Origin of the sequence: Cellulosimicrobium cellulans, assembly GCF_016921195.1 — a bacterium.
Taxonomy (GTDB): Bacteria; Actinomycetota; Actinomycetes; order Actinomycetales; family Cellulomonadaceae; genus Cellulosimicrobium; species Cellulosimicrobium cellulans_F.
In genome coordinates, this window is record NZ_JAFGYF010000005.1 from 216404 (window position 1) to 230562 (window position 14159).

General features: G+C 72.7%; 15 protein-coding genes. All 15 read left to right on the forward strand.

Annotated features, from left to right (window positions below; genetic code table 11):
- Positions 1-95 precede the first annotated feature (95 nt).
- The 15 genes from JN535_RS12805 to JN535_RS12875 all read left to right on the forward strand — a co-directional run bounded on the left by JN535_RS12805 (position 96) and on the right by JN535_RS12875 (position 14066).
- Positions 96-329 carry an ATP synthase F0 subunit C gene (locus tag JN535_RS12805; protein WP_100423677.1) on the forward strand — a complete coding sequence of 78 codons (234 nt, stop codon included), beginning with the start codon at positions 96-98 and terminating at the stop codon, positions 327-329.
- On the forward strand, positions 329-931 hold the full coding sequence (locus JN535_RS12810; RefSeq protein ID WP_205206020.1) for a F0F1 ATP synthase subunit B: 603 nt from the start codon (positions 329-331) through the stop codon (positions 929-931). Before JN535_RS12805 ends, JN535_RS12810 begins: the two co-directional genes overlap by 1 nt.
- Positions 931-1746, forward strand: a complete 816-nt coding sequence (locus JN535_RS12815; protein WP_205205921.1) for a F0F1 ATP synthase subunit delta — start codon at positions 931-933, stop codon at positions 1744-1746. The genes JN535_RS12810 and JN535_RS12815 overlap by 1 nt, the downstream gene beginning before the upstream one ends.
- Before the next feature lie 109 nt (positions 1747-1855).
- Positions 1856-3487 (forward strand): F0F1 ATP synthase subunit alpha, encoded by a 1632-nt coding sequence (gene atpA, locus JN535_RS12820; RefSeq protein WP_205205922.1) that lies wholly within the window; start codon positions 1856-1858, stop codon positions 3485-3487.
- Positions 3488-3489: 2 nt separating this feature from the next.
- A complete protein-coding gene (locus JN535_RS12825) occupies positions 3490-4386 on the forward strand; it encodes a F0F1 ATP synthase subunit gamma (RefSeq protein WP_205205923.1) in 897 nt (298 codons plus the stop codon).
- A 91-nt stretch (positions 4387-4477) separates the two neighbouring features.
- Entirely contained in the window at positions 4478-5959 is a 1482-nt protein-coding gene (gene atpD / locus JN535_RS12830; protein ID WP_205205924.1) for a F0F1 ATP synthase subunit beta, read from the forward strand.
- Positions 5960-6092: 133 nt separating this feature from the next.
- A complete protein-coding gene (locus JN535_RS12835; protein WP_205205925.1) occupies positions 6093-6359 on the forward strand; it encodes a F0F1 ATP synthase subunit epsilon in 267 nt (88 codons plus the stop codon).
- 13 nt (positions 6360-6372) lie between these two features.
- Entirely contained in the window at positions 6373-6789 is a 417-nt protein-coding gene (locus JN535_RS12840) for a DUF2550 domain-containing protein (RefSeq protein ID WP_205205926.1), read from the forward strand.
- A 65-nt stretch (positions 6790-6854) separates the two neighbouring features.
- Positions 6855-7550 carry an endonuclease NucS gene (gene nucS / locus JN535_RS12845; protein ID WP_205205927.1) on the forward strand — a complete coding sequence of 232 codons (696 nt, stop codon included), beginning with the start codon at positions 6855-6857 and terminating at the stop codon, positions 7548-7550.
- 191 nt (positions 7551-7741) lie between these two features.
- Positions 7742-8464 carry a TetR/AcrR family transcriptional regulator gene (locus JN535_RS12850; RefSeq protein WP_205205928.1) on the forward strand — a complete coding sequence of 241 codons (723 nt, stop codon included), beginning with the start codon at positions 7742-7744 and terminating at the stop codon, positions 8462-8464.
- Positions 8461-9480 carry a YndJ family transporter gene (locus tag JN535_RS12855; RefSeq protein WP_307868677.1) on the forward strand — a complete coding sequence of 340 codons (1020 nt, stop codon included), beginning with the start codon at positions 8461-8463 and terminating at the stop codon, positions 9478-9480. Before JN535_RS12850 ends, JN535_RS12855 begins: the two co-directional genes overlap by 4 nt.
- Complete coding sequence (locus tag JN535_RS12860) at positions 9477-9998, forward strand: DUF1990 family protein (RefSeq protein ID WP_205205929.1); 522 nt, start codon at positions 9477-9479, stop codon at positions 9996-9998. Before JN535_RS12855 ends, JN535_RS12860 begins: the two co-directional genes overlap by 4 nt.
- Positions 9999-10078: 80 nt before the next feature.
- On the forward strand, positions 10079-11356 hold the full coding sequence (locus JN535_RS12865) for an N-acetylglucosamine-6-phosphate deacetylase (protein ID WP_205205930.1): 1278 nt from the start codon (positions 10079-10081) through the stop codon (positions 11354-11356).
- Positions 11357-11636: 280 nt separating this feature from the next.
- Positions 11637-12692, forward strand: coding sequence for a LacI family DNA-binding transcriptional regulator (locus JN535_RS12870; protein ID WP_205205931.1), 1056 nt, complete (start codon positions 11637-11639; stop codon positions 12690-12692).
- Between the two features lie 72 nt (positions 12693-12764).
- Positions 12765-14066: an ABC transporter substrate-binding protein gene (locus tag JN535_RS12875; RefSeq protein WP_205205932.1), complete on the forward strand. Its 1302-nt coding sequence runs from the start codon at positions 12765-12767 to the stop codon at positions 14064-14066.
- The last annotated feature ends 93 nt before the right edge of the window (positions 14067-14159 follow it).

Here is a 14159-nt window from a genome sequence, read left to right on the forward strand (position 1 = left end):
GCACCGACCACGCTCCACCAGACACACCATCAAGCGCAGTACCAACGCGACGCCCGGTCATCCGGTCGGGCGCCCAACGGAAGGAACGAGCAATCGTGGACGTCACCACTCTCGCTGAGGTCACCGGCAACATCGGCACCGTCGGTTACGGCCTCGCCGCGATCGGCCCGGGCATCGGCCTCGGCATCCTGATCGGCAAGACCATCGAGGGCATCGCCCGCCAGCCCGAGGTCGCCGGTCAGCTCCGCGCGACGATGTTCCTCGGTGTCGCGTTCGTCGAGCTCCTGGCGCTGCTCGGTATCGTCGCCGGCTTCCTCTTCACGGCGTGATGACGGCGCTGGCGACCGCCGCGCTGAACGTCGCGGCGGAGACGGGCGAGGAGCCGCAGGGCATCGACCTGTTCATCCCCGCCGGGTACGACATCCTCTGGTCGTCCGTCGTCCTGCTCATCATCGCGATCGTCTTCTACAAGGCCGTCCTGCCCAAGTTCCAGGCCGTGCTCGACGAGCGCACCGCGAAGATCGAGGGTGGCCTCGCCAAGGCGGAGTCCGCCCAGGCGGAGGCCGCGGCAGCGCTGGCGGAGTACCACCAGCAGCTCCAGGAGGCACGCACGGAGGCGGCGAAGATCCGCGAGGAGGCGCGTGCCGAGGGCTCGGCCATCGTCGCGGACCTGCGGGCGAAGGCGTCGGACGACGCCGCGCGCATCGTCGAGACGGCGCACCGCCAGATCGAGGCCGAGCGCCAGCAGGCCGCGGTCTCGCTGCGCAACGACGTCGGCCTGCTCGCGACGGAGCTCGCCTCGAAGATCGTCGGCGAGTCGCTCGCCGACTCGGCGCGCCAGAGCCGCGTCGTCGACCGCTTCCTCGACGAGCTCGAGGCCGCGGGTCCCGCGGCGGCGAGCGCGGCGGCCACGGCTTCCGAGGAGCGCTGATGCGCGGAACGAGCGGCGAGTCCCTGACGCAGGCGCGGGACCGGTTCGAGCCGGTCCTGCGCTCGGCGGGCGAGGGCGCGCTCGCGCTGGGCGAGCAGCTCTTCGCGGTCACCGCGGCCTTCGACGAGTCGGCGCCCCTGCGGCGCTCGCTCGCGGACCCGTCGCGGTCCGGCGCGGACAAGGCGGGCCTCGTGACCGCCGTCCTCGCGTCGGGCTTCGACGAGCGGGTCGTGGACCTCGTGGCCGGTCTGGTCCGGTCGCGCTGGACCCGTGAGGGCGACCTCGCGGACGCGACGGAGCGGCTGGGCCTCGACGCGGTCCTCGCGTCGGCCGAGGCCCGTGGCGCGCTGGAGAAGGTCGAGGACGAGCTGTTCCGGACCTCGCGCGCGCTCGTCGGGCAGCGCGAGGCGCGGCAGGTCCTCTCCGACGACACGACCGACCCCGAGCGTCGCGCCGCGTTCCTGCACGCGCTGCTCGGCGGCAAGGTCGACCCGGTCACCGAGGTGCTCGCGGTCCACGCGACGCGCGCGCTGCGCGGTCGCCGGTTCGTCCCGACGCTGGGCTGGATCGGGGAGATCGCGGCGGAGCGCCGGCAGCGTCTCGTCGCCTCGGTCACGTCGGCCACGGTGCTCACGCAGGTGCAGCTCGACCGCCTCGCGACGCTGCTCGAGCGGGCCTACGGGCGCGCGGTGCAGCTCAACGTGACGGTGGACCCCGCCGTGCTCGGCGGCCTGCGCGTCCAGGTGGGGGCCGACGTCGTGGACTCCACCGTGCTCTCCCGGCTCGCCGACGCGCGCCGACGTCTCGTGAGCTGACGAGCCGACCCTTCCGACCGACGACCGTCCTGCCGGCCACCGGCCGCACAACCGACAAACGTTCGACCGCACCCGAACCACGAGGTGCGGCCACGACAGGAGAAGAGCAATGGCTGAGCTGACGATCCGGCCGGAGGAGATCCGGGCCGCTCTGGACAGCTTCGTGAAGTCCTACGAGCCCGAGGGCGCCGTGTCCGAGGAGGTGGGCCGGGTCACCCTGGCCGCCGACGGCATCGCCCAGGTCGAGGGTCTCCCGGGCGCGATGGCCAACGAGCTGCTGCGCTTCGAGGACGGGACCCTGGGTCTCGCCCTCAACCTCGACGTCCGCGAGATCGGTGTCGTCGTGCTCGGCGAGTTCACCGGCATCGAGGAGGGGCAGGAGGTCCGCCGCACGGGCGAGGTCCTCTCGGTCCCCGTCGGCGACGGCTACCTCGGCCGCGTCGTCGACCCGCTGGGCAACCCGATCGACGGTCTCGGCGAGGTCGCGACCGAGGGCCGCCGCGCCCTGGAGCTCCAGGCGCCCGGCGTCATGGCCCGCAAGTCGGTCCACGAGCCCCTCCAGACCGGCCTCAAGGCGATCGACTCGATGATCCCGATCGGCCGTGGTCAGCGTCAGCTGATCATCGGCGACCGCCAGACCGGCAAGACGGCGATCGCGATCGACACGATCATCAACCAGAAGGCGAACTGGGAGTCGGGCGACCCGACCAAGCAGGTCCGCTGCATCTACGTCGCGGTGGGCCAGAAGGGCTCGACCATCGCGTCGGTCCGCGGCGCGCTCGAGGACGCCGGCGCGCTCGAGTACACGACGATCGTCGCGGCTCCTGCCTCCGACCCCGCGGGCTTCAAGTACCTCGCCCCCTACACCGGCTCGGCCATCGGCCAGCACTGGATGTACGGCGGCAAGCACGTCCTCATCGTGTTCGACGACCTGTCGAAGCAGGCCGAGGCCTACCGTGCCGTGTCGCTCCTGCTGCGCCGCCCGCCGGGCCGTGAGGCGTACCCCGGTGACGTCTTCTACCTGCACTCCCGCCTCCTCGAGCGTTGCGCGAAGCTCTCCGACGAGCTCGGCGCCGGCTCGATGACGGGCCTGCCGGTCATCGAGACCAAGGCGAACGACGTCTCGGCCTACATCCCGACGAACGTCATCTCCATCACGGACGGGCAGATCTTCCTCCAGTCCGACCTCTTCAACGCCGACCAGCGTCCGGCCGTCGACGTCGGCATCTCGGTGTCGCGCGTCGGTGGTGACGCACAGGTCAAGGCGATGAAGAAGGTCTCGGGCACGCTGAAGCTCGAGCTCGCCCAGTACCGCGCCCTCGAGGCGTTCGCGATGTTCGCGTCCGACCTCGACGCGGCCTCGCGCGGCCAGCTCCAGCGCGGCGCGGTCCTCATGGAGCTGCTCAAGCAGGGGCAGTACTCGCCGTTCCCGGTCGAGGAGCAGGTCGCGTCCATCTGGGCCGGCACCAAGGGCAAGATCGACGACGTCCCGGTCGAGGACGTGCGTCGCTTCGAGTCGGAGCTGCTCGACCACCTGCGCCGCAACACGGACGTCCTCTCCACGATCGCCGAGTCCGGCAAGCTCGAGGAGGAGACCGAGTCGCAGCTCGCCGCGGCGGTCGACGCGTTCCGCTCCGGCTTCCTCAAGGGTGACGGCTCGCCGCTCGTCGGCGGCGACACCGAGGACGAGGCCGAGACGGAGATCGAGCAGGAGCAGATCGTCCGGCAGAAGAGGGCCTGAGCATGGCCGGATCCCAGCGCGTCTACAAGCAGCGGATCAAGTCGACGCAGTCGCTCAAGAAGATGTTCCGCGCGCAGGAGCTCATCGCCGCGTCGCGCATCGGCAAGGCGCGCGACCGCACCGCCGCCGCGTCGCCGTACGCCCGGGCGATCACCCGGGCCGTCTCGGCCGTCGCGACGCACACGTCGACGCAGCACCCGCTCACGAGCGAGCGCACGGACACCAACCGCGTGGCGGTGCTCGTCGTCGCGTCCGACCGCGGCATGGCCGGGGCCTACTCGGCGTCGATCATCCGTGAGACGGAGCGCCTCGTCGAGCGTCTCGTGGCCGAGGGCAAGGAGGTCGCGCTCTACGCCGCCGGCCGCCGAGCCATCTCGTACTACACGTTCCGCGAGCGCGAGCTCGCCGGGTCGTGGTCGTACGGGTCGGACGCGCCGAACTCCGAGGTCGCGGGCGAGATCGCGGACGCCCTGCTCGGGGCGTTCCTCGCGCCGGCCGCCGAGGGCGGCGTGAGCGAGCTGCACATCGTGTACACGCAGTTCGTCAACATGGTCACGCAGCGCCCGCGCGTCGTGCGGATGCTCCCGCTCGAGGTCGTCGAGGGCGTCGCCCCGGCGGGCAAGCACGACGTGCTCCCGCTGTACGACTTCGAGCCGTCGCCCGAGGCCGTGCTCGACGCGCTGCTCCCGCGCTACGTCCGCAGCCGGATCTTCAGCTGCCTCCTCGAGGCGGCGGCGTCCGAGCTCGCGGCGCGTCAGCGCGCGATGCACACGGCGACGGACAACGCGGAGGACCTCATCCGCAACTACACGCGGCTGGCGAACCAGGCGCGTCAGGCGGACATCACCCAGGAGATCAGCGAGATCGTCTCGGGTGCCGACGCCCTGGCGGCGTCATGACGGGCCGCACGGTCCGCGCGGCCAGCACCATCACCGACATCCTGACCGACACCGCCGGGGACCACCCCGGCACTGCGAAGCGAGGCCAGCAATGACCGCCACCACCGTGGAAGCACAGGTCGAGCACTCCAGCGGTCCCGGCGTGGGCCGAGTCGCTCGTGTGATCGGCCCCGTCGTGGACATCGAGTTCCCGGCGGACGCCATCCCCGACATCTACAACGCGCTGACCGTCGAGATCGACCTCTCGTCGCAGGGCGAGGGCGAGAAGTCCTTCACGCTCACGCTCGAGGTCGCCCAGCACCTGGGCGACTCGCTCATCCGCGCGATCGCCCTCAAGCCGACCGACGGCCTCGTCCGCGGGGCCCAGGTGACGGACACGGGCGCTCCCATCAGCGTCCCGGTCGGCGACGTCACCAAGGGCAGGGTCTTCAACGTCACGGGCGACGTGCTCAACGCCGCTCCGGGCGAGACGGTCGAGATCACCGAGCGCTGGCCGATCCACCGCAAGCCCCCGGCGTTCGACCAGCTCGAGTCGAAGACCACGATGTTCGAGACGGGCATCAAGGTCATCGACCTGCTGACCCCGTACGTCCAGGGTGGCAAGATCGGTCTCTTCGGTGGTGCGGGCGTCGGCAAGACGGTCCTCATCCAGGAGATGATCCAGCGCGTCGCGCAGGACCACGGCGGTGTCTCCGTGTTCGCCGGGGTCGGCGAGCGCACGCGTGAGGGCAACGACCTCATCCACGAGATGGAGGACGCGGGCGTCTTCGACAAGACCGCCCTCGTCTTCGGCCAGATGGACGAGCCCCCGGGCACGCGTCTTCGCGTCGCGCTCTCCGCGCTGACGATGGCGGAGTACTTCCGCGACGTGAAGAAGCAGGACGTCCTGCTGTTCATCGACAACATCTTCCGCTTCACGCAGGCGGGCTCCGAGGTCTCGACGCTGCTCGGCCGCATGCCGTCCGCGGTGGGCTACCAGCCGAACCTCGCGGACGAGATGGGTCTGCTCCAGGAGCGCATCACCTCGACGCGTGGTCACTCGATCACGTCGCTCCAGGCGATCTACGTGCCCGCCGACGACTACACCGACCCGGCGCCGGCGACGACGTTCGCGCACCTCGACGCGACGACCGAGCTCTCCCGTGAGATCGCCTCGCGCGGTCTGTACCCCGCGGTGGACCCGCTCGCGTCGACGAGCCGCATCCTCGACCCGCGCTACGTGGGCCAGGAGCACTACGACGTCGCCACGCGCGTGAAGTCGATCCTGCAGCGCAACAAGGAGCTCCAGGACATCATCGCGATCCTCGGCGTGGACGAGCTCTCGGAGGAGGACAAGACGGTCGTCGCGCGTGCGCGCCGCATCCAGCAGTTCCTCTCCCAGAACACCTACATGGCCGAGAAGTTCACGGGCGTCGCGGGCTCGACCGTGCCGCTGAGCGAGACCATCGAGGCGTTCAAGAAGATCGCGGACGGCGAGTTCGACCACATCGCCGAGCAGGCCTTCTACAACATCGGTGGCCTCGAGGACCTCGAGCGCAACTGGGCGCGCATCCAGCAGGAGTACGGCGCCTGATCCGACGCACGCGCGGGGCCGGGCCGGTCGGTCCGGCCCCGCGGGCGTCGCTCCCGGACCCGGTCCGCTGCACGCGGGCCGGGCGTCGTCCCGGACACCACACCGGGCATGAACCGCCCATGAAGGAGTTCCAGTGGCACAGCTGAACGTCGACCTCGTGGCGGCGGACCGCAAGATCTGGTCGGGCCGCGCGCAGCGGGTCACGGCCCCCGCGGCGGACGGCGAGATCGGCATCCTCGCGGACCACTCGCCGCTGCTCTCCGTGCTGCGCGAGGGCTCGGTGCGCATCGTGGCCGAGGGCGAGATCCTCGACGTGCGCGTCTCCGGCGGGTTCCTCTCCGTCGACTCGAACCAGGTCACGATCGTCGCGGACTCGGTCGAGTCCGTACCGGCTCGCTGACCTTCGCACGACCATGACGCCCCTGGCCTGGCTCGCGATCGGACTGTTCGTCCTCGTCCTTCTCGCGATCGGGCTGGGGGCGTGGCGTCTGCGTGCGCTGTCCCACCGCGTCGGCTCGTTCGAGTGCGGCGCACGGCGTGCGGGCGCGCCGGGCGCCCCCTGGGTCGCGGGCATCGCGCACTACGGCGTCGGCCGCATCGACTGGTGGCGGCTGTGGTCGGTGTCGATCCGCCCCGCCCGGACGTGGTCGCGCTACGACCTCGTCATCGCCGGCCGCGAGCCGTTCGCCGGTGACGGCCCCGACACCTACCTCGTCCGCTGCCGCTACCAGGGCCAGGAGTTCGAGCTCACGATGTCGCGCGCCGCGTACGAGGGGCTCGCGTCCTGGCTGGAGGCCGCCCCGCCCGGACGGCGCGACGTCGTCGTCTGAGGCGTCGCCCGTGGGCCGACGCGGCAACCGGACCGCCCCATCCCGACCCCGGAGGACCTGCCCTCATGCGTCTCGTCGTCGCCCGCTGCTCCGCCCGTTACACCGGCCGTCTCTCGGCCCACCTGCCGCTCGCGACGCGCGTGCTCATCGTGAAGGCCGACGGGAGCGTGCTGCTGCACTCCGACGGCGGCTCGTACAAGCCCCTCAACTGGATGAGCCCTCCGTGCTCGCTCGCGGTCCGCGAGCCGTCGGAGGAGGCGCGCGAGCGCGGCGTGACCGAGGTCTGGGCCGTGCAGCACGCCAAGAGCGACGATCGCCTCGAGATCGAGCTCCACGAGGTCCAGCACGACAGCTCGCACGAGCTGGGCGTCGACCCGGGCCTCGTCAAGGACGGCGTCGAGGCGCACCTCCAGGAGATGCTCGCCGCGCAGATCGAGCTCCTCGGCTCGGGGCACACGCTCGTGCGCCGCGAGTACCCGACCGCGATCGGCCCCGTGGACATCCTCGCCAAGGACGCGAGCGGCGCGACGGTCGCCGTCGAGATCAAGCGCCGGGGCGACATCGACGGGGTCGAGCAGCTCACGCGCTACCTCGAGCTGCTCAACCGCGACCCGCTCCTGGCCCCCGTGCGCGGCGTGTTCGCCGCGCAGGAGATCAAGCCGCAGGCGCGCGTGCTCGCGACGGACCGGGGCATCGGCTGCCTCGTGCTCGACTACGACGCGATGCGCGGCGTCGACGACGTGGACTCCCGCCTCTTCTGACGCCGGCCCTCCCACCTGCGGCCGAACATGCGGTTGTGGCCCGTCCCGACGCCGGGACGGGCCACAACCGCATGCTCGCCGGGTCAGGACCGCAGGCTCGGCAGGTGAGCGGCACGTCCACGCCGCCTGGCTGGCGGCGACAGGATCGGCACGTGCTATTTTTTGAACATGTTCAAAATCTGGTGGGGTGCATGAGCGCGACGCCGAAGTCCGAGCGCACCCGCGCGCACCTGCGCGACATCGCGGTCCGGATGCTGCGCGACGTCGGGTACGAGCGCACGACCATGCGCGCCGTCGCCGCCGAGGCCGGCGTGAGCACGGGGAACGCGTACTACCACTTCCCGTCCAAGGACGCGCTCGTCCAGGAGCTCTACCTCGAGGTGCAGCGCGAGCACGCCGAACGCGCCGCGCCCGTCCTCGCCGCGGGCGGCTCGCTCACCGACCGGCTGCGCGGCGTCTGGGGGGCGTCGGTCGACGCGTTCGCGCCCTTCCACGCGTTCGGCGGCGAGTTCGTCTCCGTCGCGATCCGGCCCGGCTCGGACGCGAGCCCCTTCTCCGCGGCCTCTGCCGGGTCGCGCGACCTCTCCCGCGCCCTCTTCGACGACGTCGTCGCCGGGGCGTCGACCCGGGTCCCTGCGCGCCTGCGCGCCCAGCTGCCCGAACTGCTGTGGCTCGCCCAGCTCGGCATCACGCTCTACTGGGTCCACGACACCTCGCCCGGGTTCGCGCGCACCCGCCGGCTCGTCGACGGCGGGGCGGCCCTCGTCGGCAGCCTCGTCCGGCTCGCGCGGCTGCCGGTCGCGCGCGGCGTGGTCGACGACGTCCTGCGGCTCGTGCGCTCGGTCCACCCCGCCACGGCGGCCTCGGACGAGGGCCCTCGCGAGCGCGAGACGGCAGCACAGGGGGACGCGTGAGCCCCGCGGGTGCGGTCCTCGTCTCGGCGCTCGTGGTCCTCGGCATGGTCGTGGTCCTGCCGCTCGGCCTCCGCCTCCTCGGGCCCGACGTCGTCCCCGCGCCGCGCCGTGCCGCGTGGCCCCTCGCCGGGCTCGCCGGGGCGGCGAGCCTCGTCGTCCCGCGCGGTACGGCGTCCGCCCTCCTCGCGCTCGTCTTCGCCGTGGCGACGGCGGTGCTCGCCCTCGCCGGCGCGCGTCTGACGGTGCGCACGGTGCGCGACGTGCGCGCCGGACGGTCCGCCCCGGCGGCCCTGGCCTCGCGCGCGGCGAGCGTGACCGCGCTGGTCATGCCGGTGGTCGGGGCGAGCGCGCTGGTCGCCGAGCGCGCCGGGTGGGGGCTTCTCGGGTTTTCCGGGACGTACCTCGCGCTCACGGTCCCGCACATGCTCTACGCCGGGTTCGGCGCCGCGCTGATCGCCGGCACGGTCGCGCGCCTCGCCGGCGCCGACCGGCTCGCGGTCGCTGGCGCGTGGGGCGTGCCGGTCGGGACCGTGCTCGTGCTCGCCGGCTACTTCGTCGGCGACGTGGCCGAGCTCGTCGGCGCGGGAGTGCTCACGCTCGCCCTGTGGGCGACCGCGGTCGCGGCGGTCCGCTCGCTCGCGCGACCCGTCGGCCCGGCGCACCTGGCAGACGACGGGCGCCCGGCTGCTCCTGAGAGCAGCCCGGCGAGCACGGCGGGCGCCCGCGCGCTGCTCGGCACGGGTGCGGTCGTCGTCGGGCTGTCGATGCTGCTCGCGCTCTGGTGGGCCGCGGGCGAGGCGCTCGGGTTCGCGCACCCGGGCCTTGACGCCATGGCGGCGACGCACGGCGTCACGAACGCGCTCGGATTCGTGCTCTGCGCGCTCCTCGGGCTGCGGGTCCTCGCAGCCCCGCCGGCGTTCCCGCACGAGGCGGCGGGCGCGGACGCGGCGCACCGCGACGCAGGACAGGACACGACACGCGGGCCCGGGCGGGCCCCGGAGGGGAGTGCGGCATGACGTTCACCTACCCGGAGGTCGGTGCGACCCGGAGCGACGACCGGCCCGCGGGGTACCGGTACCTGCACGTGCGCCGGCGGCTCACCGACCGGCCCCGGACGCCCGACGACCTCGCGTGGCTCGGCGAGCAGCTCCTCACGTGGCGCGTGCACGCCGCGGCGCGCGTGCGGCTCGAGACCGACGCCCCGGTCGCGGAGGCGGGCGCGCGCGTCACGACCCTCCTCGGAGTGGGGCGCCTGCGGCTCCACGAGCCGTGCGAGGTCGTGTGGGTCGAGCGGTCCTCGCGCCGGGTCGCGTTCGCGTACGGGACCCTGCCCGGGCACGCGTTCGTGGGGGAGGAGCGCTTCGCCGTCGAGCGCGACGACGCGGGCGACCTGTGGTGGAGCATCGACGTGTTCAGCCGCCCGGTGCTGTGGTGGGTGCGCCCGCTCGCGTTCGCCGTGCCGGCGTTCCAGCGGCTCTTCGCCCTGCACCTGGGCCGGGGCGCGAAGCGGCTGCTCGCGTCGCGCGACCGCTGACGTCTCGCCTCCCGACCCCCGCGCGTCCAGCGTGGGACGAGTTTGCACGTCAGGTGTACGAAGTGCGCCAGAATGGGCGCATGACCGACGCCCGCAGCTCTCGTCCCGCCCAGCAGCCCGGTACCGCACGAGTCCTCGTGGGCCGCGTCGTCACCCCCACGGGAGTGCTCGACGACGGCGTCGTGGCCGTGCGGGACGGGCTCGTCGCGTGGGTGGGCGCCCGGGCGGACGCCGCGGCGGCGGGGTACACCGACGTGCCCGCCGGCGACGGGGCGACCGTCCTCCCCGGCCTCGTCGACGTGCACGACCACGGCGGCGGCGGCGCGAGCTTCCCGGACGCGACGAGCCTCGACGAGGCGCGCGTCGCCGCGCGCGAGCACCTGCGCCACGGCACGACCAGCCTCGTCGCCTCGCTCGTCACCGCGCCGCGCGACGTCCTGCTCGAGCGCACCGCGAACCTCGCGGACCTCGCCGACGCGGGGGAGATCGTCGGCATCCACCTCGAGGGCCCGTTCCTCTCCGAGGTCCGGTGCGGCGCGCAGAACCCGCACGACATGCTCGAGGGCGACCCCGGGCTCGTCCGCGCGATCGCGACCGCGGCGCGCGGGTACCTGAGGACCATGACGGTCGCACCCGAGGTGCCGGGCGTCGTCGGCGCCGGGGGAGTGATCGAGACGCTCGTCGAGGTCGGGGCGATCCCGTCGATCGGGCACACCGACGCGAGCACCGAGCAGACCGAGGCGGCGATCGCTGCGGGCGTCGCGGCGCTCGCGGCCGCGGGGCGCCCCGAGGCGCGGCTGACCGCGACCCATCTGTTCAACGGCATGCGCCCGCTGCACCACCGCGAGCCCGGCCCCATCGCCGCGTGCCTTGCGGCGGCCGCGCGCGGCGAGCTCGTCGTCGAGCTCGTGGCCGACGGCACGCACCTCGCGCACGGCACGATCCGCAGCGTCGTCGAGCTCGTCGGGTCGCACGTCGGGGCCGACGGCGTGGTCGCCGGGCCGGACGCCGTCGCGCTCGTCACCGACGCGATGGCCGCGGCGGGCATGGCCGACGGCGCGTACGAGCTCGGGCCGATGCGCGTCACCGTCGCGCACGGCGTCGCACGGCTCACCGAGGGCGGCGCCATCGCGGGGGGCACGTACCACCTGATCGACGTCGTGCGTGAGACGGTCGAGGCCGGCGTGCCGCTCGTCGACGCGGTCCGCGCGGCCTCCTGGACCCCGGCGGGCATCCTCGGCCTGGACGACCGCGGGGGCCTCGTCGCTGGCCGCCGCGCCGACGTCGTCGTCACGGACGCCGATCTGCGCGTGCGCGAGGTCGTGCGCGAGGGCGAACGGGTCGACCTCACGGCCTGACGCGGCACGACCCCGCCGCCGAACCCGGGGTTGCGGGCGATCCGTCGGCCGAACCCGCCGATATCCCCGGGTTCGGCGGCTCGGCGGCCGACGGATCGGCCGCGACGTCGTCGCAGATCAGGGCGGGTGCCTCCGATCGGAGAGCGCGGTCTTGCGCCGTGGGCTTGACTCTCGCCTTTTGTTCATCCAATACTCGTAACAGCGAAGCGCTTCGACGATGCGTTTCGACGAAACGCTTCGACGGACGAGGCGACGGACCGACCACAGGGGAGTGGTGACGATGGCGACGATGCAGGACGTGGCGCGACGCGCGCAGGTCTCGTTGAGCACGGTCTCCTACGCCCTGTCCGGGACCCGTCCCGTCTCCGAGGCCACGCGCCGTCGTATCGAGGACGCCATGGCCGAGCTCGGCTACCAGCCGAACGCGATGGCCCGCGGGCTCGCGTCGCGGCGCAGCCATGTGCTGGCGCTGATCTACCCCGCGATGGAGAAGGGCCTCGGCGGCACGGTCGCCGAGTTCGTCTCGTCCGCCGCGGAGACGGCGCGCGAGAACGGCTACCACCTCGTGCTGTGGCCCTTCCGCACGACCCAGGCCCCGGAGGTCCGCGACCTCGTGCGGCAGGGGATGGCGGACGGCGTCCTGCTCATGGAGGTCGCGCTCGACGACGACCGCGTCGACGTGCTCGACGAGGCCGGGGTCCCGTACACGATGATCGGCCGGACGCGCGACGTCTCCGACCGGCCGTCGGTCGACATCGACTTCGAGCGCACGACGGACGACGCGGTCCAGCACCTCGTGGACCTCGGGCACCGGCACGTCGCCCTCGTGAACCACTCGCAGGCGACGGCGGACGACGGCTACGCGCCGACGTTCCGCGCCGAGGAGGGCTTCGAGGCGGCCATGCGCCGCCGCGGGCTCGAGCCGATCGCGCTGCGCGTCGACGAGTCCCCCCGCGCGGGCCGCGACGCCGTCGCGACGCTGCTCGAGCGGGAGCCGCGCCTGACGGCCTTCGTCACCATGAACGAGATCGCGACGTTCGGCGTCGTCGCCGAGCTGCAGCAGCGCGGCGTCGCGATCCCCACCGACGTCTCGATCCTGTCGATCGTCACGTCCCCCGGCGTCGGGGAGATGAGCAACCCGCCGCTGACCACCATGCACGCGCCCGGGGCCGAGCTCGGCCGCCTGGGCGTGCAGAAGCTGCTGTCCCTCGTGGACGGCTCCCGTCCGAGCACGCCGAACGTGCTCATCCCGTGCGTCCTCGAGCCCGGCAGCAGCGTCGCCCCCGCGGCCGGCCGGGCCCCGGACGACGACGACCGCGAGCCCGCGGCTCGCTGAACCGACCGGCCGGGCCCTGGGCCCGGTCAGCCTCCGGCTCCAGCGCCGGAACTCGATGAGGAGGACACGCACATGCTGCGATCCCGGAAGATCTCGCTCGTCGCTGCCGTGGCAGCGCTCCCACTCGCCCTGGCGGCGTGCGGGGGCTCCGGCGGCAGCGGGGGGTCCGACGACCAGACCCTGACGATCTGGCACTACGAGAACGAGGACTCCGCCATGGGCCAGGCGTGGGCCAAGGCGATCGAGATCTTCGAGGAGGAGAACCCGGACGTCGACGTCGTCGTCGAGAAGCAGACGTTCGAGCAGATCCAGAAGAACGCCAAGATCGTCCTCACCGGCGACGACGTGCCCGACGTCATGGAGTACAACAAGGGCAACGCGACCGCCGGCCAGCTCGCCGCGCAGGGCCTGCTGACCCCGCTCACGGACGCGGCGACCGAGCGCGGCTGGGACGAGAAGCTCAGCGGCTCGCTCCAGACCACCGCGACCTACGACGACCAGGGCCTCATGGGCTCGGGCGAGTGGTACGGCGTCCCGAACTACGGCGAGTTCGTGCAGGTCTACTACAACAAGGACATGTTCGCCCAGTACGGGCTGGAGGTGCCGACGACGCTCGAGGAGCTCGAGACCGTCATGCAGGCCTTCAAGGACCAGGGCGTGACCCCGCTCGCCGAGGCCGGCGCCGAGTACCCCATGGGCCAGCTCTGGTACGAGCTCGTGCTCGCGGGCTCGGACCGCGACTTCATCGACCAGTACCAGCTGTTCGACGGCGACCCGGACTTCCACGGCCCGGAGATGACGCAGGCGACCGAGAAGCTCGACTCCTGGATCAAGTCCGGCTACGTCGCGTCCGACTCCGCGGCGCTCACCGCCGAGGACATGGGCGTCTCGTTCATCAACGGCACCTACCCGATGATGGTCTCCGGCTCGTGGTGGTTCGGCCGCATCGTCGAGGAGATGGACGCCGACTGGGGCCAGTTCAACTTCCCGGGCAACACGCTCCAGGTCGGCTCGTCCGGCAACCTCTGGGTCGTCCCCGCGAACGCGGACTCGCCCGACCTGGCCGAGGAGTTCATCGACATCACCCTGCGTCCCGAGGTGCAGAACATCCTCGCGGAGAAGGGCGGCCTGCCCGTCGCCGGTGACGCGTCCGTCATCACGGACGAGCGCACGCAGCAGCTCACCGAGAACTTCCAGGCGATCCTCGACGACGACGGCCTCGCGTTCTACCCCGACTGGCCCGTGCCCGGCTACTACGACGTGATCGTCAGCGAGCTCCAGTCGCTCATCAACCAGTCGAAGTCGCCGACGGAGGTGCTCGACGGCCTCGAGTCCGCGTACGTGGACGGCAAGGCGGACCTGCTCGACAGCTGAGCGGACGCACGCACCCGGCCGGCCGGGGCGGATCCCAGGATCGCCCCGGCCGGCCCGCCACCCCACCCGAGGACCTCCCGCGAAAGAGACCGT